Annotated in this window: 30 protein-coding genes; 18 read left to right on the top strand and 12 right to left on the bottom strand. The window is 50.0% G+C overall.

The annotated features are described in order from the left end of the window. Positions 1-4: 4 nt before the first annotated feature. Both wrbA and arsC read right to left on the bottom strand, forming a co-directional pair. On the bottom strand, positions 5-619 hold the full coding sequence (gene wrbA / locus ACJJIV_RS04305) for an NAD(P)H:quinone oxidoreductase (protein WP_252085179.1): 615 nt from the start codon (positions 617-619) through the stop codon (positions 5-7). Then, positions 620-964, bottom strand: coding sequence for an arsenate reductase (glutaredoxin) (gene arsC, locus ACJJIV_RS04300; RefSeq protein ID WP_252085180.1), 345 nt, complete (start codon positions 962-964; stop codon positions 620-622). Positions 965-1,072: 108 nt separating this feature from the next. Between arsC and ACJJIV_RS04295 the strand changes: the two genes are divergently transcribed. The 12 genes from ACJJIV_RS04295 to ACJJIV_RS04240 all read left to right on the top strand — a co-directional run bounded on the left by ACJJIV_RS04295 (position 1,073) and on the right by ACJJIV_RS04240 (position 9,852). Then, on the top strand, positions 1,073-2,464 hold the full coding sequence (locus ACJJIV_RS04295) for a YihY family inner membrane protein (RefSeq protein ID WP_444890869.1): 1,392 nt from the start codon (positions 1,073-1,075) through the stop codon (positions 2,462-2,464). After that, positions 2,406-2,840 carry a TlpA family protein disulfide reductase gene (locus ACJJIV_RS04290; RefSeq protein ID WP_444890868.1) on the top strand — a complete coding sequence of 145 codons (435 nt, stop codon included), beginning with the start codon at positions 2,406-2,408 and terminating at the stop codon, positions 2,838-2,840. The genes ACJJIV_RS04295 and ACJJIV_RS04290 overlap by 59 nt, the downstream gene beginning before the upstream one ends. Before the next feature lie 145 nt (positions 2,841-2,985). After that, positions 2,986-4,350 (top strand): L-cystine transporter, encoded by a 1,365-nt coding sequence (locus tag ACJJIV_RS04285; protein ID WP_252085183.1) that lies wholly within the window; start codon positions 2,986-2,988, stop codon positions 4,348-4,350. Between the two features lie 132 nt (positions 4,351-4,482). Then, positions 4,483-4,929 carry a hypothetical protein gene (locus ACJJIV_RS04280; RefSeq protein ID WP_444885592.1) on the top strand — a complete coding sequence of 149 codons (447 nt, stop codon included), beginning with the start codon at positions 4,483-4,485 and terminating at the stop codon, positions 4,927-4,929. 120 nt (positions 4,930-5,049) lie between these two features. Beyond that, entirely contained in the window at positions 5,050-5,589 is a 540-nt protein-coding gene (locus tag ACJJIV_RS04275) for an RNA polymerase sigma factor (RefSeq protein ID WP_252085185.1), read from the top strand. Beyond that, the gene (locus ACJJIV_RS04270) at positions 5,586-5,951 is read left to right on the top strand and encodes a hypothetical protein (protein WP_444890867.1); all 366 of its coding nucleotides are present in this window, start codon (positions 5,586-5,588) and stop codon (positions 5,949-5,951) included. Before ACJJIV_RS04275 ends, ACJJIV_RS04270 begins: the two co-directional genes overlap by 4 nt. After that, on the top strand, positions 5,935-6,219 hold the full coding sequence (locus ACJJIV_RS04265) for a hypothetical protein (protein WP_444890866.1): 285 nt from the start codon (positions 5,935-5,937) through the stop codon (positions 6,217-6,219). The genes ACJJIV_RS04270 and ACJJIV_RS04265 overlap by 17 nt, the downstream gene beginning before the upstream one ends. Then, positions 6,212-6,730 carry a DUF3106 domain-containing protein gene (locus tag ACJJIV_RS04260; protein WP_444890865.1) on the top strand — a complete coding sequence of 173 codons (519 nt, stop codon included), beginning with the start codon at positions 6,212-6,214 and terminating at the stop codon, positions 6,728-6,730. The genes ACJJIV_RS04265 and ACJJIV_RS04260 overlap by 8 nt, the downstream gene beginning before the upstream one ends. An 89-nt stretch (positions 6,731-6,819) precedes the next feature. After that, complete coding sequence (locus ACJJIV_RS04255) at positions 6,820-7,392, top strand: glycine zipper 2TM domain-containing protein (RefSeq protein ID WP_444888455.1); 573 nt, start codon at positions 6,820-6,822, stop codon at positions 7,390-7,392. A gap of 63 nt (positions 7,393-7,455) precedes the next feature. Next, a complete protein-coding gene (locus tag ACJJIV_RS04250; RefSeq protein ID WP_444890864.1) occupies positions 7,456-7,773 on the top strand; it encodes a PepSY domain-containing protein in 318 nt (105 codons plus the stop codon). A 39-nt stretch (positions 7,774-7,812) separates the two neighbouring features. After that, complete coding sequence (locus tag ACJJIV_RS04245) at positions 7,813-8,487, top strand: response regulator transcription factor (protein WP_252085191.1); 675 nt, start codon at positions 7,813-7,815, stop codon at positions 8,485-8,487. Between the two features lie 12 nt (positions 8,488-8,499). Continuing rightward, positions 8,500-9,852: an ATP-binding protein gene (locus tag ACJJIV_RS04240; RefSeq protein WP_444890863.1), complete on the top strand. Its 1,353-nt coding sequence runs from the start codon at positions 8,500-8,502 to the stop codon at positions 9,850-9,852. Between the two features lie 31 nt (positions 9,853-9,883). On the opposite strand, the gene ACJJIV_RS04235 is transcribed toward ACJJIV_RS04240, so the two are convergent. From ACJJIV_RS04235 to ACJJIV_RS04210, 6 genes are all read right to left on the bottom strand, one after another. Next, complete coding sequence (locus ACJJIV_RS04235; RefSeq protein WP_444890862.1) at positions 9,884-11,686, bottom strand: acyl-CoA dehydrogenase; 1,803 nt, start codon at positions 11,684-11,686, stop codon at positions 9,884-9,886. A 298-nt stretch (positions 11,687-11,984) separates the two neighbouring features. Continuing rightward, entirely contained in the window at positions 11,985-13,058 is a 1,074-nt protein-coding gene (locus ACJJIV_RS04230; protein ID WP_444890861.1) for an MJ1255/VC2487 family glycosyltransferase, read from the bottom strand. Then, entirely contained in the window at positions 13,055-13,561 is a 507-nt protein-coding gene (locus ACJJIV_RS04225) for a phosphatase PAP2 family protein (RefSeq protein WP_252085195.1), read from the bottom strand. Before ACJJIV_RS04225 ends, ACJJIV_RS04230 begins: the two co-directional genes overlap by 4 nt. 256 nt (positions 13,562-13,817) lie before the next feature. After that, a complete protein-coding gene (locus ACJJIV_RS04220) occupies positions 13,818-14,885 on the bottom strand; it encodes a saccharopine dehydrogenase family protein (protein WP_444890860.1) in 1,068 nt (355 codons plus the stop codon). Positions 14,886-15,064: 179 nt separating this feature from the next. Next, positions 15,065-15,295 carry a DUF1653 domain-containing protein gene (locus tag ACJJIV_RS04215; RefSeq protein ID WP_444890859.1) on the bottom strand — a complete coding sequence of 77 codons (231 nt, stop codon included), beginning with the start codon at positions 15,293-15,295 and terminating at the stop codon, positions 15,065-15,067. A gap of 14 nt (positions 15,296-15,309) precedes the next feature. Further along, complete coding sequence (locus ACJJIV_RS04210) at positions 15,310-15,630, bottom strand: DUF3301 domain-containing protein (protein WP_444888462.1); 321 nt, start codon at positions 15,628-15,630, stop codon at positions 15,310-15,312. 54 nt (positions 15,631-15,684) lie between these two features. Between ACJJIV_RS04210 and ACJJIV_RS04205 the strand changes: the two genes are divergently transcribed. The 3 genes from ACJJIV_RS04205 to tmpT all read left to right on the top strand — a co-directional run bounded on the left by ACJJIV_RS04205 (position 15,685) and on the right by tmpT (position 18,111). Next, complete coding sequence (locus ACJJIV_RS04205; RefSeq protein WP_444890858.1) at positions 15,685-16,380, top strand: SDR family oxidoreductase; 696 nt, start codon at positions 15,685-15,687, stop codon at positions 16,378-16,380. A gap of 290 nt (positions 16,381-16,670) precedes the next feature. Next, positions 16,671-17,198: a DUF1097 family protein gene (locus ACJJIV_RS04200; RefSeq protein WP_444890857.1), complete on the top strand. Its 528-nt coding sequence runs from the start codon at positions 16,671-16,673 to the stop codon at positions 17,196-17,198. Between the two features lie 274 nt (positions 17,199-17,472). Further along, complete coding sequence (tmpT, locus tag ACJJIV_RS04195) at positions 17,473-18,111, top strand: thiopurine S-methyltransferase (protein WP_444890856.1); 639 nt, start codon at positions 17,473-17,475, stop codon at positions 18,109-18,111. 31 nt (positions 18,112-18,142) lie between these two features. On the opposite strand, the gene ACJJIV_RS04190 is transcribed toward tmpT, so the two are convergent. Both ACJJIV_RS04190 and ACJJIV_RS04185 read right to left on the bottom strand, forming a co-directional pair. After that, positions 18,143-18,421, bottom strand: coding sequence for a GIY-YIG nuclease family protein (locus tag ACJJIV_RS04190; RefSeq protein WP_444885578.1), 279 nt, complete (start codon positions 18,419-18,421; stop codon positions 18,143-18,145). A 60-nt stretch (positions 18,422-18,481) separates the two neighbouring features. Next, positions 18,482-19,570 carry a PA0069 family radical SAM protein gene (locus ACJJIV_RS04185; protein WP_444890855.1) on the bottom strand — a complete coding sequence of 363 codons (1,089 nt, stop codon included), beginning with the start codon at positions 19,568-19,570 and terminating at the stop codon, positions 18,482-18,484. Positions 19,571-19,698: 128 nt separating this feature from the next. Between ACJJIV_RS04185 and ACJJIV_RS04180 the strand changes: the two genes are divergently transcribed. Further along, positions 19,699-20,847: an epoxide hydrolase family protein gene (locus ACJJIV_RS04180; protein WP_444888467.1), complete on the top strand. Its 1,149-nt coding sequence runs from the start codon at positions 19,699-19,701 to the stop codon at positions 20,845-20,847. A 233-nt stretch (positions 20,848-21,080) separates the two neighbouring features. Here ACJJIV_RS04180 and ACJJIV_RS04175 read toward each other — a convergent pair whose 3' ends face one another. Both ACJJIV_RS04175 and ACJJIV_RS04170 read right to left on the bottom strand, forming a co-directional pair. Then, the gene (locus tag ACJJIV_RS04175; RefSeq protein WP_444890854.1) at positions 21,081-21,548 is read right to left on the bottom strand and encodes a hypothetical protein; all 468 of its coding nucleotides are present in this window, start codon (positions 21,546-21,548) and stop codon (positions 21,081-21,083) included. Positions 21,549-21,594: 46 nt separating this feature from the next. Continuing rightward, a complete protein-coding gene (locus ACJJIV_RS04170) occupies positions 21,595-22,065 on the bottom strand; it encodes a DUF6841 family protein (RefSeq protein WP_444890853.1) in 471 nt (156 codons plus the stop codon). 134 nt (positions 22,066-22,199) lie between these two features. On the opposite strand from ACJJIV_RS04170, the gene ACJJIV_RS04165 reads away from it, so the two are divergent. After that, entirely contained in the window at positions 22,200-22,799 is a 600-nt protein-coding gene (locus ACJJIV_RS04165) for a LysE family translocator (RefSeq protein ID WP_444890852.1), read from the top strand. 210 nt (positions 22,800-23,009) lie between these two features. Continuing rightward, positions 23,010-24,308, top strand: a complete 1,299-nt coding sequence (locus ACJJIV_RS04160) for a condensation domain-containing protein (protein ID WP_444890851.1) — start codon at positions 23,010-23,012, stop codon at positions 24,306-24,308. Positions 24,309-24,485 lie beyond the last annotated feature (177 nt).

Raw genomic sequence — 24,485 nt, 5'->3', positions numbered from 1 at the left:
TCCTTTATTTGGCAGCTGGAACCGCAAGGGTCTGGGCCAGTTGGCCGACACGTGTACCGAGCGCCCTGCACAGGGTGATTTCATCTTCGCTCAGGTCGCTGGTATGCCCTTTATTCCAGTGAGAAGCACCGTAGGGCGTACCGCCGGTACTGGTCCGCATGAGGGCCGCTTCGGAGTAGGGGATGCCAGCAATCAACATGCCGTGATGCAGAAGTGGCAGCATCATTGAGGTAAGTGTGGTCTCTTGCCCACCGTGTAGGCTGCCGGTGGCGGTAAAGACCGCAGCCGGTTTGCCAGTGAGGCTGCCATCCAGCCAAATGTCGCTGGTTTGGTCGAGAAAATAGCGCAGCGGTGATGCCATATTGCCAAAGCGGGTGGGGCTGCCCATCAACAGGCCCGCACACTGACGCAGGTCGTCGAGGGTGCAGTAGGGCGCGCCCTCACTTGGCACAGGGGCCAGACTGGCCTCGGTGTCGGGAGACACTGCGGGTACGGTGCGCAGGCGTGCGGCGATACCGCTGGCTTCCACCCCCCGTGCTAGCTCAGCAGCCATGCGCGCAGTGGCGCCGCTGCGGCTGTAATAGAGAATCAGCACATAGGCTTCGCTTTCGGGCGACATTTAGAGCAGCTCCAGCGCATTTTCTGGTGGGCGGCCGATCGTGGCTTTGTCGTCTCTTACTACGATCGGGCGCTGGATCAGGATGGGATTTTCTACCATGGCCTTGATTAGCTGAGCTTCGTCAAGGTCCCCGTCTTTCAGGTTGAGTTGCTTATACGGCTCCTCTCCGGTGCGCAACAGGTCGCGTGCAGGGATGCCGAGTTTTTGCAGTACCTGGTTTAGCTCTTCAGCAGAAGGAGGGTTTTGCAGGTAGAGAATCACTTCCGGTTCCACACCGTTGTCCTGCAGCAATTGCAGGGTTTGACGGGATTTTGAGCAGCGCGGGTTGTGGTAGATCGTCCACATTATGTCGGTATCCTGTTACTGTTTGGCGTATTCTAACCGAATACCGTAGCGGAATTCTAAGGCGCAAGTCGAGTACCCGCTGCATTTGGCGGAGGTCGCACACAGGGAATGAAATTGAAATCAAGCGTGAAAGACTGGCTCGTTCAATGGCGGCGCTTTGCGACCTCTTTATGGTCTTTATTTGTGGAGAAAAACTGCCAAAAAAGTGCGGCGGCTCTCACTTATATGACTCTGTTCGCCATAGTGCCGCTGGTGACAGTGAGTTTTGCGATGCTGTCGCTGTTCCCGGACTTTGCCGGCCTGCAAACTCGATTGCAGGAACAGCTTTTTTCCCACTTTGTACCGCAAAGTGGGCGTGAGGTTCAGGAGTATATCAGCAGTTTTTCCGCCCAGGCGCAGCGGCTTACCGGGTTGGGTATTGCCATGCTGGTGGTAACTTCGGGACTTACACTGCGCAGCATTGAGGGCACCTTTAATTCTATATGGGATGTATCCCGTGGGCGCAGTGGGGTTTCGAGCTTTCTATTGTACTGGGCCATTCTCAGTCTTGGGCCCATCTTATTAGGGGCAGGGCTTGCTGCCAGTACTTTCTTGCTCTCACAGAAGCTGTTTTTAGGTGGGGAAGAGGGTATCGGCATGATGGCTGTGGTGCTGAGGGTGCTGCCTTTTATTTTCACCACGATTGTTTTTACCCTGCTTTTTGTCGCTGTGCCTAACTGCTATGTGTCCCTGCGCCATGGTATTGAGGGAGGGGTGGTCACTTCTATTGCCTTTGAAATTATGAAATACCTGTTTGGTGCCATCGTTGCGCGCAGTTCTGTACAGGCTATTTATGGGGCCTTTGCCTTTGTGCCTTTGTTCCTGTTGTGGATTTATATGATGTGGATGTTGGTGCTGGCAGGCTGTGTACTGGTGCGAACCCTTTCTGTGTATCGCGCTGCAACCCAAGGCCGTCAGCATTCAGACCTGGTCGCCACTTTGATTGTCCTCTGGCAAATGTTTAAAGGTGGATGGCATGGCAAACCGTTGCGCGAGCGTGATATTTCATTGCTGGGAATTAAATTTGGCCAGTGGCGCCGCTTGCGGGACGTTTTACAAGCACATCGGGTGATTGCCCAGACCGACGGGAGTGATTATGTCCTACTGCGCGATCTTAATGCCGTATCGCTTATGGAGCTTTCCAGTTGGTTGAATCCTCAGTGGATTCCCAGTGGTAACACAAGCGATTTACAAGGGTTCGAGTGGTACAGCGAAGTGGAGAGTCGTTTTGCCAAGGCGCGCGGGACTGCCGGGGAACAGCTGGGAATCACAATTGGATCTCTTTTTACCGCAGCCTTAGAAAAGGAGCAGGCCGAAGCCAGTGAAACGGAAGTACCAAAATACTTAGAAAATGAAATTATGGAAACGGAGGGTCAGGATGATGTTGCTGATAATAAAAAAAATGAAGAAAACTCTGGTAGTAACCTCTCTATTCTTGGTAAGCGTAATCAGCGCTTGTGAGAGTGACAGCCGTTTGCACTCAGTGAGTGGTGCGCCGGTTGTTACCGAGGGGAAAATAGTCCTGGTCAACTATTGGGCGGAGTGGTGCAAACCCTGTCGGGAAGAAGTGCCGGTACTTAATGAGTTGGCGCAAACCAATAGTGATGTGGTAGTGGTGGGGGTTAATTTTGATGGTTTGCCCACACCTGCAGCAATAGAGCAGGCGCAGAAACTGGGCATAGAATTTCCGCTGTTGGCCCAAGAGCCAGATGGCCGCTGGGGGCAACCCTGGCCTGAAGTACTGCCTACAACTTTAGTGATTGGTGAAGATGGTCGCTGGATAAAAACACTGGTTGGCCCTCAGACTGCTGAGGACTTAAAGGTGGCTATCCAGTAAAGTTGTCTCTCTAAGATAATTAAAAAAAATTAATCAATATAACTATAACCAAAGTATCTATAACCAAGGTAACTATAGGGCATTGGCATATCGCTGATAGCATGCCGCCACTTTTTTAGTTTGCCCAGGGTGGGATTCTCATACCATGCACATCGGCGCTTTTGTTCTGCTTCTCGGTTTTGTGGTTTTAATGTTTGGCTTGTACCGCTGGCAGCGTGGCAGGGACACCCTTGCCCCTGGTGTGTTTGCTGGGCTGTTACTGGGTGTGGCTTTTGGGGCGCTTCTACAGCTATCGCGTAACTGGGCTGTTGCTCCGGGTGAGGTTCTGCCCTGGATTGAGATGTTGGGCGATAGCTATGTAAACCTATTGTATATGTTGGTTATGCCACTCGTACTCACTTCTATTCTGGTGGCAGTGGTAAAAGTGAGTCACACTCAGGCGCTGGGTAAAATTAGTGTGTCGGTGCTGGGGGTTTTACTCGGCACTACTGCAATTGCCGCCCTGATAGGTGTGGCCATGGCCGATTTGTTTGGGCTCTCTGCTGCGGGTCTTGTCGAAGGAACCCGTGAGGCGGCAAGGGTAGAAGTGCTCAATGAGCGAATTGGGCGGGTCAGCGATCTCTCGATTCCCGAAATTATCACCTCTTTTATTCCGCGCAATATTTTCCTGGATTTGACCGGAGCCCGCTCCACTTCTGTAATTTCAGTGGTTATTTTTGCTGTGCTATTGGGGCTTGCGGCCCTGGCTGTACGCCGTGAGTTTCCGCAGGAAGGTGCCGCTATCGAGCGATTTGTGCATGTCGCACAAGTCTGGATTATGAAGTTGGTGCGTTTGGTTATGGCATTCACGCCCTACGGAGTTATGGCGCTGGTCGCTGGACTGATTGCCAAATCCAGCTGGGCGGATATTGCCAATCTGTTTGGTTTTGTCGTGGCTTCTTTCTGTGCGATAGGCCTAATGTTTTTGGTGCATGGTCTATTGCTGTTGGTAAATGGAGTGAATCCACTGCACTACTTCACCAAGGTCTGGCCGGTGCTGGTGTTTGCCTTTAGCTCCCGTTCCAGTGCCGCCACCATTCCCCTGAATGTGGAAACCCAGGTAGATGAGCTGCGCAATTCACCGGCTATTGCCAATTTCTCTGCATCCTTCGGTGCCACTATTGGTCAAAATGGTTGCGCGGGAATTTATCCTGCGATGCTTGCCACCATGGTGGCGGTGCCGATGGGTATTAACGTGTGGGACCCAATGTGGTTGGGCACCCTGTTGGCAGTGGTGGTCATCAGCTCCTTCGGTATTGCCGGAGTGGGTGGTGGGGCAACTTTTGCCGCACTGGTGGTGCTGCCGGCAATGGGTTTGCCAGTTACCATCGCGGCGCTATTGATTTCTGTGGAGCCGCTGATTGATATGGCGCGCACTGCTCTCAACGTGAATGGCGCTATGACGGCGGGTACCTTGACCCAGCGCTGGCTTGGGGATGAGGTGCCCGGTCCAGAGGTCGTAGAAGGATAAGTAAGAGTCGCAGGCCTGTGGAATAAGCACCTGAAAAAATAAAATTTCTTGTCAACCTCTGGTCCAGTAGAGCGTTCTAATCAGTGCAGTTTAAATCTTATTGGCTTTCCTCAAATGGAACTGGAGCGATTTATGAAAAAACTGATTGGACTCTCGCTGTTGACTATTGGCCTGGCTTTTCCTTATTCCCTTTATGCACAGAGTGATGAGAGCGAACCGCATGACCACGGTGACCATGTTGAAGATCGTCTCGATCAAAAAGGCGATCGCATAGAGGCGAGATTGGATCAAAAGGGAGATCATATTGAAGAGCGCCTCGATAACAAGGGTGATCGCATCAATGAACGCTTGGATCAAAGAGCTGAGCAGGCTGCAGCTAATGGCAATGATAAATTGGCTGAGCGACTAGACCGCAAAGGGGATCGTATCGACAACCGGCTTGACCAGAAGGGCGAGCGAATTAACGAACGCTTGGATAACAAGGGTACAAAAATCAATAACCGGCTAGACAAAAAAGGAGAGCGCACAGATCGCCGTATGGATCGACGTGCCAAGGCTCGCAAGCGTGAAGAGGGATGATCCCGAGAACTGGGGTGGCATAAATAAAAAAGTGCGGGCGAAGTCTTTGTATGACGACTTCAAAATCAATAAAAAGAATCTGGAAGAGTATTCTGTGCGCAAGGACTTCAGCCGGTTTCTATGAATCAGTTCCTCGCCCAGGTGGAGAAACGGGCATTCACCATGGCGAATTACGCTGTTGGCAATCGGGATGATGCACTGGATATCGTGCAGGATTCCATGTTGGCATTGGTGAGGAAATATAGTGGCCGCGATCGGGCCGAGTGGCGGCCGCTGTTTTTCACTATTCTCAACAACCGGATTACCGATTGGCACCGGCGTAACAATAAGTTATCCCGCTGGCAACTATTTCGGGAAAAGCTACCGGCAAACAGCGATGAGCTAGATCCAGCGCCGCTGGAATGGGTCGATAGCCATAATCCCACCCCGGATAAGGTCCTTGCTGGCGAACGCCTATTGGAAGCCATCGATAGTGCTGTGGCCAAGTTGCCCCTGCGCCAACAGCAGGCCTTCCTGCTGCGCTGTGTCGAGGAATTCGATGTTGCCGAAACTGCGCGGGCAATGTCCTGCAGTCAGGGGAGTGTTAAGACCCATTTATCAAGAGCTATGCGCAGTTTGCGCAACCATCTAGAGGCATTCCAACTAGAGGCAACGCAATGAATAGTCGGCAAGAAAATCCAGTCGTGCAGAGTGATTCATTAAAGAAAGCTGCGCAGTATGCAGTTGTCCGACGGGAGGGTGATATTGATACAGAGACTCTATCGCGGCTTGCTGCAGCCAGACAACGCGCAGTGGCGGCAAAGAAATCGTATTATCGCGACTCTCCCGGCCGGCTAGTTTTCACTGGCGCTTGTGCATCATTGTTGTTATTGCTGTTTTGGCCTGTATCCAGCGAGCAGGCCGCTACCGAATTGCTGAGTGCCACTGACTGGTATTTATATGAGGAAATGGATGTCGAAATGGTTGAGGATATGGAATTCTACCAGTGGTTGGCGGAAGAGTTGAATGGGCAATCCTCCTAGTGATGAAAAAGTGCTTTTTACTAAGAAAAGTATCGCTAAAGGCCTTTTCTATACGGTGCTCTTTTTTACAGACCCGCTACTGGCGAAGGATCTGCAGCCACTGGATGAGGACTTCCTGATGTTTGTCGGGGAGTGGGCCGATGAGCAGGGAGATATACAAGCGCCGGAAACGCTGGAGATGTTGTTGCCCAAGCCGGAAAAACCAGCCATAACAGGCAGACCAAATACCGGGGGAGGGGAGACCCACGAGGAGCTGAGCGATGAGTGAGCGAAGAACCATATTGTGTGGTTGGCTGGCCGCCGTGTATTTATCGCTCTTTGTGAATATTTCCCAGGCACAGGATTGGCAGAGTCTCAGTGACAGTGAGCGCCGACTTTTACAGAATTTTGAGACGCGCTGGTCACAACTGAGTGAAGATCGACGGGAACAATTGTTACGCGGGGCCAGGCGCTGGAGTGAAATGAACCCCGAGCAGCGCCAAGAAGCGCGTCAACAGTATAAGCGCTGGCAGGATATACCCAGGGAGCGGCGCGCCCAGTTGCGGGACTCTTATCGCCGCTTTATGGACCTACCCGAGGAGGAGCGTCAGCGTATTCGCGAGGCGCGCAAGCGCTTCCGTCAGATGCCTCCCCAGCAGCGCAAACAGTTGCGGGAACAATGGGAGAAGGATAAACGCGGCCGTACGGAGAATCGGGAAAGGCGGAACCAGCGGGAACGGCGCCGCAGGGAGAGACAGGAGCGGCGGCGGCAGAGGCGAGAGGAAACGGAGAGAACCTGATATTTCTTACCACCTCAGGTGTAATTCAGCGTCTATTCAGATGAATTTGACTACTCTGGCTCCCGTTGATGAATAACGGGAGATCGATTGTGCAACTCTTCAAGCAGTTTATCGCTGGCGCGGCAGTCGCCGCGCTGGTGGCCTTGAGTGCTACCGCCAAAGCGGGCCCCAATGGCTACACAGACCCCTACGGTGCGGATAGCTACGACTTTGCCCGCGTCACCGAGGTTACTCCCGTTTACACCGATATTCAGGTCCGTAACCCGCGCACTTACTGCCGGGATGAGCAGGTGGCCTACCGGGAGCCCGCTTCTCCGGCGGGTACTGTGGTTGGCGGGCTGATCGGTGCCGCTGTTGGCAACAGCTTGGGACGTGGCGGTCATCACGGTCGCTATCACCACCATCACGGCCAACGGGCTGGAGCCACTGTTGCGGGCGCACTGGTGGGAGCGCTGGTGGGTAACCAGATCAGTCGGGCCAACGCCCCAACTTATTACGCCACTGAATCTCGTTGCCAGGTTGTCGACGAGTTCAGTACACAGCGGGAATTAGTCGGATACGATGTGCGCTATCGGTATAATGGTCAGGTTTATCTGACTCGTACAGATTACCACCCGGGCGAGAGAATCCGGGTTCGTGTCGCAGTCTCGCCGGCGCCTTGAGCCGGCGGAAGGCGGTCGAAATAGTAAAAGGTGGAAAACCAGGACATCCACAGGAGCCGCACAGTGAAATTGAGCCGCACTTTTATTCGGCATTTTCTTTTCCTTATCGTTTTGTTTCCCGGTCTATGTGCTGCCTCCTGGCAGGGTGGGCCGGCTCCGCAGAGGGAAAACTTCCGGCATGAGTTCCGCTGGGTACAGGATGGGGGTGTTTCCCGGGAAAAGGCCGCTTCGATTGTGAAACGGCGTTTTGGCGGCAAAATATTATCGGTCTCTGAAACCCGCAAACAAGGCCAGGTGGTCTACCGGGTAAAGGGGCTGTCCGATAAGAGTCAGGTCTATGTAGTTTTTGTGGACAAGAAGAGCGGTAGGATCTCCCGTTAATCACCCGCTACCACAGACTCGCAGTACAAGGGAAAGAATATGCGCGCACTATTAGTCGAAGATGAAGTTTTACTGCGCCAGCAGCTGGCAGAATCACTACGCGGCGCTGGCTATACCGTAGATGAGGCGCCGGATGGAGAAGAAGCGCTCTACCTGGGGCGTGAATATCCTTACGATGTTGCGGTTATGGATCTGGGGCTGCCAAAAATGGATGGCATTCAGGTGATTCAGACACTGCGTGGCGAAGACAAGCATTTCCCTATCCTGATTCTCACCGCTCGCGGCCACTGGCAGGAGCGTGTGGCCGGCTTGGAAGCTGGTGGTGACGACTATCTGGTAAAGCCCTTCCACACCGAGGAGTTACTGGCGAGATTGAATGCGCTGGTGCGGCGCTCCGCCGGGTTTTCTTCACCCACGATCAAAGCGGGCCCGATACTGCTGGATACCAGCTCTCAGCGGGTCACAGTCAACGACACCGAACTGGAGTTGACCTCTTTTGAATACAAGGTGCTCGAATACCTGATGCTGCACCCGGATGAAGTAGTCTCCAAGACCACCCTCACCGAACATATCTATGAACAGGACTGCGACCGGGATAGCAATGTGATCGAAGTGTTTATCGGGCGTCTGCGCAAGAAATTTGATGCGGCCGCACAGCTTAAGCCCATCGAAACTTTGCGTGGCCGCGGATACCGCTTTATGGCTCCCAGTTGACCCTAATTTGTAATGCGACTGTTTTCCTTTTGGCTGAATTCCCTAAAAGGCCGCCTGGCACTGGTTACCAGCCTGGTGCTGGTGGCATTTGTGCTGTTGATTTCCGGGGTGCTGGAGCACGCTTATCGCACCTCTTTGAATGAGGCCAAACAGCGCGAGCTGCAGCTTTATATCTACACCCTGTTGGCACTGGCAGAACCCGAGGGCGAGAGTCTGGTGCTGCCGCCTGAGCTGCCCGAACAGCGCTTCAACCAGCCAGATTCCGGCCTGATTGGCGCAGTTTTGGATGGGCAAGGGCGGGTAATTTGGCGTTCTGAATCGGCCCTGGCAATGCCAGAGGTGGAATTTTCCCCGCTGCCGCAAGGGCAGCAGTCTTTTATGCGTATTTCCCTGCCAGGTGGCGATGCCAATTACAGCAGCTTCCGCCAGGGAGTGGCTTGGGGTCTGGAAAATGAGCACCCTTTTACCTTTGTGGTGCTGGAGGATGCGGCGCCGCTACAGGCACAGGTCGGGCAGTTCCGTTCGACCATCTGGCAGTGGCTGGGGGTGGCGGCGCTGTTGCTGGTCTTGGCTCAATGGCTGGTATTGCGCTGGGGATTTGCGCCGTTAAGCGCACTGGCGCAGGCCCTGCGCGATATGCAGCAGGGTGGCAGCGATCGCCTAGAGGGAAACTTCCCGCTGGAGTTGCGCCCGCTTACCGACAACCTGAACCTGTTGATTGAAAATGAGCGGCGTCAGCGTGAAAAGACCCGCCATACCCTGGCGGACCTGGCCCACAGTCTGAAAACGCCACTGGCGGTACTCAAAGGGTTGAGTCTGGAAAAGGACCCCGATGCCGCCGGAAAAACCCTTGCGGATCAAGTACAGCGTATGGACAGCATTATTAGCTACCAACTTCAGCGTGCGGTAGCCAGCTCTCCCAAATCTATCCTGCGCGGTATTGCCGTGGCGCCACTTCTGGAAAAGATCCTGGATGCCCTGGAAAAAGTCTATCGCAGCAGGCCCTGTGAAGTGCGAAGGGAGTGTACTGAGAACGCTCTGTTCTATGGGGATGAGGGCGATTTGATGGAGCTGCTTGGCAACCTGCTCGATAATGCTTACAAGTACGGTGCCGGCCAGGTTCGAGTTGTTATTGAGAACCCCGAGGAGGGGCGCAAGCTCTCTATCCAGATCGCTGATAATGGGCCCGGCCTAGATAGCGATAAATGGCGCGAAGTAACCCAGCGCGGAGTACGTGCCGACCAGCAGCAGCCTGGCCAGGGTATTGGCCTGGCTGTTGTGGTGGACATTGTTGAGAGTTACCAGGGGCAAATCAGCGCTGAATCTCTTCCCAAAGGGGGCACGGAAATTACTGTACTGCTGTAGTTACTACGTGGCCCCTCCGGATCGTCACTCGCTAAAACCAATCGACTCGCATATCGAACGGCAGGTTATTGCCACTTTGCAGCAGGCTTATTTGCGGCTGGATATTGGGTAGTTCCCATTCAAAATAAAAGAGGGCGGTGTGCAACTTGCCACGGTAAAAATTGCCATCTTCCTCGCTGGTAGTTCCTTCCAGGGCATTCGCGGCGATAACCGCCTGTCGCAGCCAGATCCAGGCCACCATAATGCAGCCGAAAACATCCAGGTAGAGAGTGGCATTACTGAGCCCGCGATCCACATCCTCCTGTAATTGCGTAAACAGGGCCATGCCCGTTTCGTCGAGCTTTTGCAAGGATTCCTCCAGGGTATCGGCCATGCTAACCAAGCTCTCTTTCTGCTGTGCTTCCAATACCGTTTTGCGGATTTCCGTTTGCAGCAGCTGGTAGGCCTGGAAATTTTTGCTGGGCACTTTGCGCGCGAGTAGATCGAGGGCGTGGATACCTTCAGTGCCCTCGTGGATGGCGTTCAGGCGATTATCCCGATAAAGCTGTTCCAGGGGGAATTCCCGAATATAACCGGCGCCGCCGAGTACCTGGATGGCCAGTTCATTGGCTTTTAGGCAGTATTTGGAGGGCCAGGATTTCACTACCGGAGTAATCAGGTCTAACAGAGTGGCTGCCAGCTGGCTCTCTTTTTCCGTGGGTGCGCTGTGCTGGTCTTCATAAAGAGAAGTGGCGTACATACTTAAGCCCAGGCCACCCTCGGCATAGGCCTTTTGCATCAGCAGCATACGGCGAATGTCTGCATGTTGAATAATGGGTACTTGCTTGGTGCTGGGGTCCTGGTTGGAAGGCAGGCGTCCCTGGGGGCGGTTCTTGGCATACTGCAGGGAGTAGGCATAGCCCTGATAGCCCAGAATAGAGGCCCCTGCGCCGACACTGATCCGAGCTTCATTCATCATCTGGAACATATATTTGAGCCCCTGGTGAGGCTCACCGATCAGGTAGCCCACTGCGCCCTGATCCTCACCAAAGCTCAATACTGTAGAGGTCGTGTTGCGAAAGCCCATTTTATGCAGCAATCCCGCCAGTTTTACATCGTTGGGCTGGGCTACCTGGCCGTTTTCATCAAGGAGCATTTTAGGCACTAAAAATAGGGATATTCCCTTAACGCCGGCGGGAGCACCCTTGATTTTTGCCAATACCAGATGAACGATATTTTCTGTCAGAGACTGGTCGCCACCGGAGATATACATCTTTTGTCCGCGAATACGGTAGCTGCCATCTTCGGCCTGTTCGGCACTGGTGCGGATATCGGCCAGAGCTGAGCCCTGATCGGGCTCTGTGAGGGCCATAGTGCCGGCGAAGCGGCCATCGAGCATCTGCGGCAAAAACTGTGCCTTTAGGCTGTCGCTGGCAAATGAGCGCAGTAGGTTGGCGGCGGCAATAGTCAGGAAGGGGTAGCAAGCGCTGGCAATATTTGCGGCACTAACATAGCCAAGGGCCGTGCTGATTATCGCTTTGGGCAGCTGCATGCCGCCTTCATCAAAATTGCAATGCCCCGCGAGAAAACCGGCCTCCGAGAGGGCATCCCAAGATTGCTTGGTCTCTGCGATCATCTGTATTTTTTCGCCATCAAAGTTGGGCTCATTGGCATCGCCCTTGGCATTGTGGTTGGCGAAAAATTTTTCGGCAATAGTGCGTGCGGTTTTCAGTGTTGCATCGAAAACTTCCCTGGAATGCTCCTTGTAACGTGGTCGCTGTAGCAGCGCTTCGGTATCGAGAAATTCATAGAGTAGAAATTCGGTATCACGGTCGTTGAGCAATGAATTAGTCATGCTTACCTCATTATTTTTTTTATGGAGCAAATGTACATATTAGTCCGACTACAAAAATTTCAAATCCACTGCACTATTGCTGGAGATAGACACTCGTGCCGTGCTGATCAAATATTTTTTAAGTGCTGGATAAATAAATGTCTAGTTGGTGATTGAATGGCAGACAAGTAAACGCTGAGGCTCAAAATTGGGCAATGACTTTTTGTGTGAATGCGCTTGGCGATATGGTGGTAGAAGACCGTGGGCCATAGACTGGCAATGGTCTTTACAACTGCGGATAGCGCAAAAAAAAGAAGGGTTAGTCGGTAGCGTTCTGGTAGGTGGGTACAGTCCCTTCGGTGGGGCGAGGGGTCACTTGTCGCCATAAACTGCGGGCGAGATCTGCGGGATCGCGCTTGCAGCCCTGCGCTATCCAGGCAGCAATAGCTTGTGCGACATCTGGCCATTGGATACGTACAGACTTTGGCCCCTCCTCCAACCAAGTGTGAATACTATTGGCATCTATGGAGCGTACGATCTTCGCCAGCTTTAGTTGTTCCAGTGCTTGGGCATTGGCTTCCTGTTCAAATTGATAGGCCAATGGTCGGCTTAGAATGGGTTTGCCTTGAGCCAGGGTCTCTGCCAGTAATTCAAAACCACTGTTACAGATTACTGCACGGGCATTGACCAAGTCCTGTTGGAATCCTAGTGTGGAAGGCGACTTTATCTGGATATTGTTTGCCGTGGGCAGATTTTCTGGCACACCGTAAACAATAAATTGCCGTTCTACTTTGGCCAGTTCCTCCAGCATGGGTATTGGGTGTTCAAAGGGTAAGTAAACCAGAATGTAATCTTCTGTGTCACTCTCGGGTTTGGGTTGAGGGGGGACTATGGGCGGTAATATGGGGTTGCCAAAGTGATGCCAGTGCAAACCCAGGCTTTTTTTTGTGGGAGCAAAGATACGTAAAACGGTATGAAGAGGCCAGTTATACCTGGGCATGGGAATCGAGTGTAAAAAAGCGTATTGGTGACCGATACCCACACTGGGCTTTTTGCGCATTTTCGCCGCCCAGGCGGTGATAGGTTCATAGTCACTGATAATTAGGTCGTATTCGCTGACTGGCAGTTTGCGGACATCCTGGATTAATTGGCGCAATTTAGCCTGGGCAACCGTGGCCAAGCTTCTGAGGCGCCCCTCACTGTGGACAATGGTCATTCCCTCCCGCCACCAGTAGTCGCCAAACAATTCCATGCCAAACAGGTTTTCCTTGGGTCTACCTGAAAACAGCCATTGGATTTCGAGCTCTGGGTATTGTTGCAATGCCTTTGCCAATGTGCGTGAACGGGCAATATGTCCATTGCCGGTGGCCTGAACGCCATAGAGTATTTTCATAAAAGGACGGCACCAGAGGCTAATGCGACACATGAACCGAGAAGGGCACCGGCGAAAATATCAGAAGGGAAATGTACCCCCAGGCCTACACGGGCGGCGCCCACCCCGGTCGCCCAGATATAGCCTAACCCCCACATTGGGCTGACTTGCTGAGTCATAAATGTAATAAAAAGAAAGGCTGCAGAGGTATGTCCCGAGGGCAGGCTGAAACGGTCATGGGCGATAATAATCGGGCGTATACCGGGGATAGCCTGAGGTGGACGCCTGCGGCGGGTCGTGTTTTTGATTGTCCAATAGAGAGAACGTTCTACCGCCAAGCCAGAGAATGCGGCAATAAAAAGCTGAGTGGCGGCGTTGGAAATAATATAACTGAGGAGTACGGCGACGGTGAGCCAGCCATCTCCAGATTTGGATAGCCAAAGGTACCGTCTGCGTGAAGTGGGACGTGACGCCCGTTCCGTAAGATACAGAACCAGGGACACATCAATACTCTTCAAATTCATGGATAAGTCTCGCATGTCGCAAACTTAAAAATTGATTATTGCACGGAGTTGACCAAATGATGTCGTAATAGTGAAATCTCAAAATAGATGTTATTTACGCCTATATACCGCTTTTAAAAGCTTGGCAGAAAATTGATCCAGGATAGGTGAATAAGGCGCTAAGAAAGGAATGGCTGGAAAGATAGAGTAGGAGCAGCTGTCCGCGGCTCCATGAATTGCCCGTTAGAAAAAAGCAGAAAGGTGTTGAGAATAGTGGCTAGGCCGGCTTGATTTCGATCGTTCCAGAGCCGTGTAGATCCTCCACCAGCTTATGGCCGCAGAGTTTTGATGGCGTGAAATAGCCCCCCTCGCCCTGATAGTCGAGGAGATATTGCATGATTGCCAGGGAACCAGAGACGGTGACATCGTAGCCGTTGGCGGTGGTGAGTCGGCCAACTTTACGCTCACCGCGACGGTCATTGCGCACTTCTCCCCAAACCCAGGTTTTCTGGCCGGCACGACGCTCTTCACTGGGGCCTCGAACAGACTTGCTCACTTTTGCTTTCAGCCAGTTTTGTAGCCACTGGGTACGAAGCAGCCAACGAAATCCATTCAGGCGCTTTAGCTTCTTTGCCCTTGCAGGGCTCATGGGGATGTAGGCCTCAATGTTTTGGATACCGGTTGAGTGGAAGGCAGTAGAGATATCACCCCAGGGAATTGCGACAGCAAACTTTTCACCTCGGCCAAAATCGATGGTGCGGGTAAGCTGCCCAAGGCCAATGGTTTCGATTTTGCCATTGCGTCGAATGGCGCCTCCCATACCGAGGCTTTCGATAGAGGTCTTGGCTGTACCGGGGCTTAAACTCGACTCCGAGTCGAAGCCAAGCGCCAGGTGCGTGGCTGACGGCAAAGCCTTGTGTAATGCGGCAGCGAGGCAATCAGTAGGAATGACATCGAATCCCGCACCAGGGCAAAGTACGATTCCCTTGGCTTTGGCTACATCATCAAGACGATGTGCGGTCTCATAAACGGAAATTTCACCAGTGATATCCTGGTAGTGGGTATGGGTGTTGAGGCAGGCCCTCATCATGGATTCAGCGGTAGCAGAAAATGGACCGGCGCAGTGGATAACCAGATAAACGTCCCGCAAGCTGCGTTCCAAGACTTCCGTATTAGCCAAGCCGATGGCCATGGCCGGGAGATTAAGGGCTTCTGCCAGAGGCTGTAATTTTTGAGCATTGCGACCAGCTAGAATGGGGCGATAACCCAGCGCTACAGCTTGGCGGGCAATCAGCTCACCAGTGTAACCATAGGCGCCATAGATCATAATATTCTTGTTGTTCACCGGTTTTCCTTGTGGGTTCGAGAGCGGGTTGTCCGAGAGGATCAAGCTTGTTTGTCAGGCGCCAAATTTTATCGATTAATATCGGCTTCTGTCTGACACGAGAGGTTATCCCTCTGGCATTAAATGGCGCAAGACAGGGATTAGAGACTGATTGGATTTATTTATTCTGGCGCTTTTTTTTAGTGGGTGTTATCCATCATTTCGAAGGCTTTTTCGAGTTTAAAGCGGGGGAATGTTTTTCCATCCTCTGAGACTGTGTCGCTAAACATAGCGTAAGGTCTAGCCGAAACAATATAGTTTCCGTAGAGAGCGCGATAGATCACCAGGAGCTCTTCTGTTTCGCTATGGATGGCCGTGTGCAGGACTTCGTAAAGATTTCCTTTGTAGTGGCGATAAAGGCCGGGTTTCATCAACAAATACCAAGTTAACTCAAATGGTGTGGAGACAGCTGTAGCTGCTCAATACGGCGGCCGTGGAGAATTGCTACACCGGAATAGCGATGTTCTCCAGTGGAAGTAAATTCAAACTCATAACTGCGTTGCAGGCTGATCTGGCCACGACGGTCACGCTTTAAGCGGGTGCGTACCAGCACAACCGTATCGTCGAGAAGTTGCACTCCCAGTTGTTTGCAGTGATTGGCCGCAGCGCGCCTGACATGTTCTTTTGCTGCCATATTGGCCCAGATATACCAAGCCACGGTAGCTAATAGTAATAACCAAAGTAGATTGTCGGGTGAGTAGTACATTGTTCTACAGTTGCTATGATCGCGATCCGCAAGAATAACACTGAAGGAGAGGCGATGTCTGGCACCATAATGATCACCGGCTGTAATAGAGGCATAGGCCTGGAGTTGACTGCCCAGTTTGCCAAGGATGGGTGGCGTGTATTTGCCTGTTGTAGAGATCTGAAAAAGGCCAATGAACTCAACGCGTTACAGGCTAAATACCCATTGATAGAGCCCATCCAGTTGGATGTAACCGACTATGAGCAAATGATTGCTCTCGGTAAGGCCTTGAAAGGGGAGCCTATCGATATCTTGCTCAATAATGCGGGATATTACGGCCCAAAAGGCACTGGTTTTGGCAAAGTGGACCGGGAAGAATGGCGCCGCGTATTGGAGTCCAACACCATTGCGCCATATATGATGGCGGAAACTTTTTGCGATAACGTATCGGCCAGCGACTACAAGCTGATAGCCATGATGAGTAGCAAGGTGGGCAGTATCGCCGATAACCGCTCTGGCGGTGGCTATATTTATCGAAGCTCCAAAACAGCACTCAACCAGATTGTTAAAAGCTTGTCGATTGATCTCCATGATCGCGGAATCACAGTTATGGCATTGCACCCGGGCTGGGTGAAAACTGCGATGGGAGGTCCCGGTGCCCTGATTTCAACGGCACAAAGTGTGGCGGCCCTGAAGAAACTGCTTACGCAAGCGGGTCAGGGTAAGAGTGGACGATTTTATAATTATGATGGCAGTGAAATCCCCTGGTAATCCCCATATCTCCTCAATTGGCCTCTGTTGATCACCTACTAAGAAAACGCCCTTTGGGTAGGTAGAACCACTCCCTGAATTTGCCGCATGTTTGTACCGATTGCAAGATTGGGCAAGGATGCGGAAGAAGTCTGCTACCCGCAAATTCAAAAGACGCGAGAAAATACACTTAATGGAGGGATGACTATAGCTCCTCCACTTATTGTTATCAGTAGTCAGCGTGGCGTAGAAAGCATTTAGGCAAGGAATTGCCAGTCATTAATGCGTGCAGCGGAGATTGAGAGAAAGTAATGAATAGCGTAACTGAAAGTCTCGAGCATAGTAACGGGCAATCTCAGGAACGTCTTTTTACTGGGTTGCGGATTTTTCTGAGTACCTCTTTGGCGATTGTGGCAGCTCAGCTTGTTGGTGTGCCCAGCTGGGTGGCGGCCCTGGGTGCTGTTACCTATTTTGCCAGAGGCGGCAGTTTGCGTTCCGGTGGCTATAACCTGGCCTGTGCAGTTACAGGGCTTGGGCTAGGATTGGTCGCAATTGTGGGAACTGCAGGGTGGCAACTGGAACAACCATGGTTAGCTTTACCTATGGCCTTATTATTATCGGCCATTGGGGCCTGGGCAATGGGTTTGGTTACTGGGGTTGGCAATATTATTAGTTATGGGATTGGTATCTTGGTCGCTTTCACAGCTCAGCAACCGATCTCTTTAGATGGTTATTTCCTGCTTATTACTGCTGCTGTACTTGGCGCGATAGTCGCGGGGTTGGTTGATTTTATCTTGCCGGGAAAACTCTTTATCTCTGGATCGACGAAAAGCAAATAACTTGTGGCTGTTGAAGACAGAGTGAGTACTCCGGTTTCCCATTACATCTGTGAAAGAAATGACCTGAGGTATCGGTAATGTTGAAGAGCATCGTATTTACAGGGGCCTTTGTTTTTTTAACTGCACTGGCTTTCACTGAGCCCGAGGCTTCCGGTCCTGAAGCAGAGTCTGAACTGGAATACCTTTTATATTAGGTTTAGTGAGTGTGAAGGATCTCTGAATTATCCGTTAGAGTTATCAGAAATAACCGTTAGAATGCACACGGGGGTGCAACATGGAAGCGACATATTGGCATGAGAAGTGGAAGAAAAATAATATAGCTTTCCACGAAGCCTGTGGTAATTCCTTACTGTCGGAGTTCTTTTCACAGCTTTCTCTCTCCAAAGGCGATAGAGTATTTGTTCCACTATGTGGCAAAACCCGTGATATCGCCTGGTTGCTTTCTGGAGGTTATCGAGTCGTTGGTGCCGAGCTGAGTGAAATGGCGGTAGAGCAACTTTTTCAAGAGATGGATATAACCCCAGAAGTCGAGCAAATTGCCAACCTTAAGCGCTATAAGGCCAGCAATATTGATATTTATGTAGGGGATATTTTCGACCTGAATAAGGAAATACTACAGGAAGTTGATGGTATCTATGATCGTGCCGCCTTGGTGGCGTTGCCACAAGACATTCGCCCAGTGTATGCCCAGCACTTGATGGCGATGACAAAAGTGGCCCCTCAATTACTGATATCTTTTGAGTATGAGCAGTCTGAGTTAGCGGGCCCCCCCTTCTCCATCAGCACTCAGGAGATTTTTGAGCGTTACAATGCGGATTACCACCTGAAGATGCTGGCCTCCAGGGATGTGCCAGGTGGCTTAAAAGGGCTGGTACCAGCGAGGGAAGTGGCTTGGCTGCTTACCAGGCGCTAGTCGCTTAGGGCTCACGAGGGCACAATGATGGTTAGCTGGGTAAATCAGGCAATGCCATTGTGCCGGCAATAAGCGCTTCTTTTTTATGCTTGGGCCACCTCTTGATGGCGATTTCCAATTTCAGTGCAGAAGATTTATCCTGAGTTTTTACCTGATATTCAAGTGTGAGAGGCCCTTTACCGCGAAGGGCCTTGGCCGCTTTGGCCCCGCCACCACAGTGCTCGGCAAAGCGTCGTTGAATATCTTTAGTTATCCCCGTATAGAGGGTACCGCTGGAAGTGCGGATTAAATACAAAAACCAGGCATCCATTAAAATCTTGTCCGCAAGGGGTTTTTCTCAGTTTCTTGTAGGTTAAAACGCATAGCTCAGTTAAAAAAGAGACTGCTGCTCGCCGGCTAGGGGTGGTGCATTAAATTGGCTGCTATCCAGGGATAGGCGCCGGTGATTTAACCCCAATTTCCTAATGGCGACAATAAACCGCTGCCGCAGTAACTGAGCGAAAACCCCTGTACCGGTTCTGCGTTGGGAAAAGTCACTTTGATAGTCCCGCCCACCGCGGCTCTGTTGTATCAGACTCATTACATGGTCGGCCCTTTGTGGGTAATGTAGTGATAGCCACTCACGGAAAAGTGGCGCCACCTCATGGGGTAGCCGCAGGAGGATATAGGCCGCCCTCTCGGCACCTGAATCCCGCCCGGCCTTCAAAATAGCTTCCAGCTCACAGTCATTAAGTGCCGGGATCATTGGAGCTGCAAGTACGGCCGTGGGTATCCCAGCCTTGCTCAATTGTTCGATAGTACGCAGGCGGGCAGAAGGCCCCGCTGTGCGGGGTTCCAATTTCCTTTTTAAATCCCTCTCCAGAGTAGTCACACTAATTGCCACCTGAGCAAGGTTGTCCTGTGCCATCTCAGCCAAGATGGGAAGATCCCGTAAAATCAGCTGGCTCTTGGTGACAATGGTGACCGGTTGTCGAAACTGCTGCATTACTGTAAGCAATGCCTGGGTTATGCCTTTCTCTTTCTCTAGAGGCTGATATGGGTCTGTATTCGCGCCTAGTGCTATGGGACTACAGGTGTAGCTTGGTTTGCGCAGCGTCTGCTCCAACAATACGGGCGCGTTAGCCTTAAAAAAGATCTTGCTTTCGAAGTCGAGCCCTGGGGAAAGATCCATATAGGCATGAGCTGGTCTCGCGTAGCAATAGACACAACCATGCTCACAGCCACGGTAAGGATTGATAGACTGAGTAAAGGGGATGTCGGGCGATTGATTGGTGGCGATAATCGACTTGGCCTTCTCTTCAATGGCGGTAGTCAGTAGTCGCTCCAGAGGCTCAGCCTCGGTTTGCCAACCATCGCTTTCCCGTGTACTGATGTGCTCGGCAAAACGACCAGTGATATTACTGGCGGCTCCGCGCCCTTTATGTAAGGGCTGAGGATTGTTTGATTCTATTTTTTTCATCGGAACTAGGGTGCTGTATGTTTGTACAGTTTACGGTTTTGGTTCAGTACAAAGCAATGGCCAATCAATCTTTGTAATTGTCTATCCGCGGCTACTTAGTCAGCTCACTCAGGAGATGGAATCTACGAATGGCTCAGGTCCAACCTTTCAGGATTGATATACAAGAATCTCAGCTGGCTGATATGCACCGAAGGATACGGGAGGCACGTTGGCCTGAGGCAGAAACCGTAGATGGATGGGCGCAGGGAATCCCTTTGAATTATCTTAAGGATTTCTGTGATTATTGGCTAAATGACTATGACTGGTATGCCACTCAGCAGAGGCTGAATCAATATGACCAGTTCATAACAACCATTCACGACCTGGAAATTCATCTAATTCATGTCAAAAGCAGTCATAGAAGCGCCACGCCAATCGTAATAACCCATGGTTGGCCCAGTTCTTTTGTGGAATTTCTCAAAGTGATAGGGCCCCTGACTGAGCCGACTCAATATGGGGGGAGTGCTGAGGAGGCTTTCCATGTGGTATGCCCATCGCTCCCTGGTTTCGCTTTTTCGGGTAAGCCTGTAACGACGGGGTGGGGTATCCCAAGAATTGCCGCTGCCTGGGATACCCTAATGCATCGCCTGGGGTATCAATCGTACTTGGCTCAAGGGGGAGATTGGGGCCGGTCGGTGACCACTGAAATTGGCATACAGAATCTGGGCGCGTGCAGGGCTATTCATATCAATAATCCCAAGGAAGAGCCAACCGCTGAAGCCTTGCATTGGCCCAGCGAGGAAGAGAAAGAGGCTCTGGCCGGAATACGATTCTTCAATTGTTGGGATTCCGGTTTTGCCAAGGAACAGAGTACCCGTCCTCAAACACTGGGGTATAGTCTTGCGGATTCTCCCATAGGACAGGCTGCCTGGATATTAGAGAAGTTTCATTTATGGAGCAATTGCCAGGGAACTTTGGAGAGTATTTTTACCAGGAATGAATTACTAGACAATATCATGCTTTATTGGCTGACAAATACAGCGGCCTCTTCTGCGCGACTATTTTGGGAAAGCTTCGATGCCCCCTATGGCCCCGATCAGGAAAAGGTAGTGCAATTGCCCACTGGAGTCAGTATTTATCCTGGAGAGATGGTAAGAATACCCCGTTCTTGGGCTGAGGGGCGTTATAAGAACATTTGTTATTGGAATCACTTGAAACGGGGAGGGCACTTTTCGGCTTTTGAACAGCCCGAATTATATGTCGAGGAAATAAGGGCCTGGAAGAGAAGCTTGCAGTAGAAGCTGGTTCACCCTACAAGGTGAGAGCCGCCCCCCCATAAAGCCCTCATCCATTTTAAGAGCCTCAGTGTTACGCAGGCAGAAACTGGCATAACCTGGCTATGTCAGAAATTGTTAGAATTTCTCTACTAATTGGCTATAGATTATTTATTCCGTCTCCAATGCGTAAGGGTTTTATTGACCTTAATGAATCTTATTTCCGAGATATCAATTATTTTGGGGCCAATTTGGAATTACGAGACACTTTCGGTTTCGGCCTGGGGGTTATATTTAGGTGGCATGGTTAGTCCGGGCCGCTCATCATCCCAAATCATATTGACGATTTTCCATGAATGCCCATCGTGATAAAGCTGAATGCTGTTAATTCCCCGTTTGATAAACTGGGTTTTATCACTATCTCTCCAGGCTTCGTAACTACTGAATGCATGAGCGATATTGCCGAAAGACTCAATAATATTGTGAATTTCTACCTCATAAAAAGCGGCATCTCCAACCACCCTCTGAAAATTTTCAGGGTAATCCTGGATATTCATGACCAGCGCCTGGGGATTACCTTCACGATCTAAAGAGGTTCGAATGACTTTAGCGTAAGGTGTGAATAGCGATAATTGTTTTTTCCAGTCGCGCTTGAACCCTTCTGGGCCAGAAATCACTTGATACAATTCTGTAAGAAGCACTCTGATTTCACTATGAGATCTCATTTCTAAATCCCTCTAGGTTTTTTAGGGGCTACTACTATTTTATTGTTTAACTTTTACCTGTAAAACATTTTGTATTACTTTCTGGCTCGGAAGGGAGCCAAGATAAGATTTTCCACCCTTCTTCAATTTTGACCAATGTATAAGTGCTGCATCGATGATCCAGAACCTGTTTTTCTGAGGTGTAGCGTTTAAGCAGTATTGTTGTAACGGACATATTCTCACCCTGAAAGAATGTCTTGAATTCAAGGATCTCGGAATTTTTATAGCCTCGCTTGGCTAGACCATCACGTATTTTAGATAGTACTTCTTCTACTTGTGCTGAATCTTGTGGGGTTAAAATGTGTGGGCCAAAGATAAAGTGAGGTGATTCTGTGAAGAAGTGAGATGCGGAGCCTTTTATGTTGTTCGAAGAAAATTCATTAATGAAGTCTGTGATATGTTCTTCGGCTGTGGGCTCTGCGAGTGATTGAAAGCTGGTACACATGAGCAAGGTTGCTAGGAGAATAATTCTTTTCAACTTGATTTCCTTTAGTTAAATTGGGGTAACTCTCTTAGGGTTCGCCATTCTCAGTAGCGCTTATTTATCTTGATTGCGTCCCAATAACAATCATTCTTTTAAGATGATAAATTAAATAATATTCGAGTGTAAATATGTCCTTGTTCTTAGCGATGTTTGGGTTTTCGCTCACTATGTCGATTACGCCAGGGCCTGTAAACATGGTGATCGTCTCATCTGGAGTGCAGTATGGTTTTGCTCGTACCATTCCATTTGTATCTGGGGCGACAATAGGATTTACCTTACTGCTTGCCATGATCGGCTTTGGACTTTACCAGGTACTGGAGCGTTATCCACAGGTGTTGCAGTATCTTGCTATCGCTGGATCACTCTATGTCATCTATCTAGGGTACAAGGTTGCCAGCGGGCCCACGGAAGAGATAGCTGTTGCTGAACGTACCCTGCCGCGCTTCCATGAGGGGTTTCTTCTGCAATGGTTAAATCCAAAGGCATGGATTGCCTGTGTATCTGGTGTTGCCTTGTTTTCAAGCCCTCAGAGTAACAGTTTATTTTATTTTGTGGGGATTTATTTTTTTGTCTGTTATTTGTCATTAACCGCCTGGGCTCTTATGGGGGATAGAATCAGGCTGGTGTTAGGGGCTGAAGTGAGAATTAAAATATTTAATAGAGTGATGGGGGCGTTGTTAGCAACTTCCGCAATCTATCTGCTATACAGTCAATTTCTTGAAAAATAGCGCCTTACAGCTAAGGTGCTTGACTGGTGAGCCGGATCTCTTGCGACCATATCGTTACATATATTCATTGATTGTGGTTTCTAACCCTGTGAGATTGATGCTCGCAATGACATAGGGAAGCCGGGAGGGGATATTGATTTATGATTAAGCCTTATATTATTTCTTTTCTATACTAATTGGCAGTAACCTCCCTTTAGGGGCGAGCCTGCTATGAAAAAAACAAAACCTTTTCGTAAGCTTGGCGCTCAGGAGGCTCTCTTTGTAGAGTTGACCGAGAGGTCTAATGGTGCAGTACAACTGGTTGTCTTCTTCAGAGCATGCAAGTCTATAGGTGTTGAAGAGTTAATGGAGGGGATGGAATACCTACATAATCGTCATCTTATGCTCCGTTCTCGTGTGGAAAAAAAATCTTATGCTCAATGGTTCTGTGATGTAGGATTCCGAGATATTCCTACTGAGATTAAGAGCGATACATCTTCTTTTGATTATCAAGCAGAGTTTAACCGCTTGGGAAATGAAATTCTTGAGTTGGATAAATATAGTTATCGCTTGACGATTTACACCGATAAGCATGGATGTGTAATGTGGGTTGCTCTTGTTGTAAGTCATGCTGCCATTGATGGACGTTCAGCATTAATTTTGATTCGTGATTTGGATAGGTTCTTGAGGGGGCAGCAAAAAAACCAGTTTTCCGCCTCCATAATGGATAAGTCTATGGTGGAATATATTAGCTCAAGGCAGAGGCTTAAAAAGCCACAATTATCCGTTTACAACAATAATTGTAAAACCGTAAAATGGCCGGTTGAAAAGGCTGAACATGCTTCCTCTCGGAGTGGGTGCTCTATTTATCGGCTTCTCCCTAAAAAGCTGCACGATCATTTTTGTTTGCTTGCAAAACAGGAGAATGTTCAAACCACTTCAATCTATAGTGCTATTGCTGTCCTCGCTGCAAGATCGTTACCAAGCTTCCATCCCATGACAGAATTAATGTTACCTATTAATGCCCAATACTTGTGTAAATCTCAAATAGATCAAGATGTTGTAGGAGAGTGTACGACTACAATAACTTTATCCTTATCCGCAAAAGATACCAGCCTCGATTTGTTGAGTCTTGCACGGCTAATACAAAAAAAAGTTCGTTTATGTTTAAGGCGTAAAAGTTTTTTTGAGCCTCCTTTGAAGCTCGATTATAGGCTCGTGGAGATAGAAGGTCTGGCTGAGTATTATGCTTCTGAAAAAAACTATTTCCCGTCAGGTCTTTGTGTTTCTAATGTGGGGGATGTGTTTGGGTATACGGGTTTATTGGAATTCTTTGATTTTGGTTTGGTTATGACTGTTCAAACTCATGGGGCGCACCCAATAATGCTGGTGACTTACGCTCTAGGTGGGGAAGGTGTTTTTGTTTTTGGTTATTGTGAGCCACTTATCAGTAAGGAGAGTGCGCTTAAATATGTGAAAACTTACATGGAATTAATTACCGATATTTCCAATAGTTATGCTGTTGAATAAAGCTGCTTTAAAAGTATAGCAGTTCTTCCTAAGTTTATAGTTAATAGATGCATTCCTGAATCCCCCAGTTTTTTACTCTCATTTGAGTTATTTCCAGAGTATAAGGTTTCTCAAGTTTGCGGTGATTGCCGACAGTAGAGGTTAGATAGGCTATTGATTGTAGATGAATAGATTTAA

Source organism: Microbulbifer mixtoriginis (SeqCode) (assembly GCF_052466765.1).
Note: the sequence above shows the minus strand (reverse complement) of the source record. Positions and strands in the feature narration are given on the sequence as shown.